At 37.0% G+C, this 2,561-nt stretch carries 3 protein-coding genes; 2 read left to right on the forward strand and 1 reads right to left on the reverse strand.

Going from position 1 to position 2,561, the window contains the following annotated elements:
* Both BT1A1_RS18830 and BT1A1_RS14695 read left to right on the forward strand, forming a co-directional pair.
* On the forward strand, nt 1-596 hold a 596-nt coding region (locus BT1A1_RS18830), incomplete at its 5' end, for a hypothetical protein (protein ID WP_231553344.1).
* Between the two features lie 125 nt (nt 597-721).
* On the forward strand, nt 722-1,564 hold the full coding sequence (locus tag BT1A1_RS14695; RefSeq protein ID WP_231553345.1) for a nuclease-related domain-containing protein: 843 nt from the start codon (nt 722-724) through the stop codon (nt 1,562-1,564).
* A 295-nt stretch (nt 1,565-1,859) separates the two neighbouring features.
* Here the strand turns inward: BT1A1_RS14695 and BT1A1_RS14700 are convergent, their stop codons facing one another.
* Complete coding sequence (locus tag BT1A1_RS14700) at nt 1,860-2,531, reverse strand: response regulator (protein WP_034772647.1); 672 nt, start codon at nt 2,529-2,531, stop codon at nt 1,860-1,862.
* Nucleotides 2,532-2,561 lie beyond the last annotated feature (30 nt).

Genomic DNA, 2,561 nt, shown 5'->3' on the forward strand with positions numbered 1-2,561 from the left:
TGCGGGAAAGTCCATTTTTTGGCGACGAGACCTTTTCTCGTCGTCACTTTTGCGCGAAAAACTCCACTTTTTGGCGACGAGATCGCTTCTCGTCGTCACTTTTGGGCGGAAATGCCACTTTTTGGCGACGAGACCACTTCTCGTCGTCACTTTTGGGCGGGAAACTCCATTTTTTGGCGACGAGACTCTTTCTCGTCGTCACTTTTGCGCGGGAAAGTCCATTTTTTGGCGACGAGACTCTTTCTCGTCGTCACTTTTGCGCGGGAAAGTCCATTTTTTGGCGACGAGACCACTTCTCGTCGTCACTTTTGGGCGAAAAACTCCACTTTTTGGCGACGAGATTACTTCTCATCGTCATTTTTGGGCGGGAAACTCCATTTTTTGGCGACGAAACCTCTTCTCGTCGTCATTTTTATGCGGGAAAGTCCATTATTTGGCGACGAGACTCTTTCTCGTCGTCACTTTTGCTCGTGAAACTCCATTTTTTGACGACGAGACTCTTTCTCGTCGTCATTTTGAACAGGAAAATGCCACTTTTTAGCGACGAAACCTCTTCTCGTCACCATTTTGAGGCGGGAAACTTCATTTTTTTATAGAAAAAATAGTAGAATTCCAATATAATAGATTTTGAAAATTATAACTACAAAGGATGTGGAATATGATTTATAAAACTCGATCAGAATCTATTGAATTAAAAAAAATGAGGATCCTCAATCTTAGGATGGAGTTATCCGAGAGAGACAAGCGGTATTACTACAATTTAAGAATGGGTTATGAAGGAGAAGTATTATTTGATTCAATGGCTGAAAAACTTCAATGTGACTGTCTCGTTCTGAACGATTTATTGCTTAAAGTAAACAACTCTACGTTTCAAATTGATTCTTTAATTATTACTCCTAATTCAATCCACCTAATAGATATAAAAAACTATATAGGGGATTATTATTACAAAAATAATAAAATTTATAAGAATCCTAGCCAAGAAATCGCAAGCCCTCTCACTCAATTGGAAAGAAGTGAAACACTTTTGCGCAAATGGCTTACAGAGCATGATTTTGATATGCCGGTTGTATCTTATGTTATTTTTGTTAACCCTGAATTCACATTATATCAGGCTTCTCCTGACGTACCTTTTATACTTCCGACACAAAATAAACAATACTTTAAACAACTCAACTCAAATACAACAAAATTAACGAGTAAACATAAAATGTTGGCGGATCAATTAATCAATGCACATATTGTTGAATCTCCCTTCAGTCAAATACCATCCTATGAATATGAGAAAATACGCAAAGGGATTTACTGTAAAGACTGTCATTCTTTTTCATTAGTCATTGATAAAAATTTTTATAAATGTATCTCGTGTAATAATGAAGAAAAGATTGAAAGCGCTGTTCTTCGGAGTGTAGATGAATTCAGATTGTTATTTCCCGAACGAAAAATAACAACAAAAGCAGTTCAAGAATGGTGTAATATTATTGAAAATAGCGGGAGGGTTTATAAAATATTAAAGAAAAATTATAAAACTTTGGGAAAAAATAGATGGATTTACTTTGAATAGGCAAAAACTGAACCGCTCCAAAACTAACAGATATTAAATGTCTTAGAAAAATGCGGGCCGCTTAGTGAAGTCGCTGTTGCTCGGAACTGGTCATTAAAACTTGTCCAATGTTTTTGCCCAATATTATATACTAAAACCTGCCCAAGGTTTTTGCCCAATATTATATACTAAAACTTGTCCAATGTTTTTGCCCAAAATTACTATACTTCCAGAAAATAATTCGGCAAGAGGAGAAACACAAATTGTTATCTCCTCTTGCCGCGATTTTGGTCTTTTCCATTCCCAGCCTTTTAAATTAATCCAAAACTTCCACCCAACCTCTTTTAATTGCCTCGACGACTGCCTGCGTACGATCATTACAGTTCATTTTTTGTAAAATATTACTTACATGGTTTTTAACGGTTTTTTCACTAATATATAATGCTTCACCAATTTTTCTATTACTCTTTCCTTCTGCCAGCAGTTGAAGTACCTCACATTCACGGCGTGTCAACAAATGATACGGACGTCGAATATTTGCCTTATACCCTGAATTTTTTTTCGCTGCATTTTCTGCAAGTCTACGAAACTCTTTCACCAAGTTATGAGTTACTTTTGGATGGATATAAGATCCTCCCTCTGCTACCACTTTTACTGCCTCTATTAAGGCATCCACGTCCATTTCCTTAAGTAGATACCCGCTCGCACCGGTTTTCAACGCATGTGTCACATAATTCTCATCATCATGAATCGATAATATGATAACTTTTGTTTCCGGAAAACTTTCAACTAAATGCTTCGTCGCCTCAACTCCATTCACGTGAGGCATGTTAATATCCATAATTACTACATCCGGATGATACTTTTCTACAAGTGCGACAGCCAGATTTCCATCTTCGCCTTCCCCGACAACTTCAAAGGATTTCTCGAATTCCAGTATTTTTTTTATTCCTTCCCGATAGAGTTGATGATCATCTATAATCAATATTTTTGTCTTTTGAGCTTTTTGCGATGTACT

Source organism: Caldibacillus thermoamylovorans (assembly GCF_000751775.1).
Lineage (GTDB): Bacteria > Bacillota > Bacilli > Bacillales > Caldibacillaceae > Caldifermentibacillus > Caldifermentibacillus hisashii.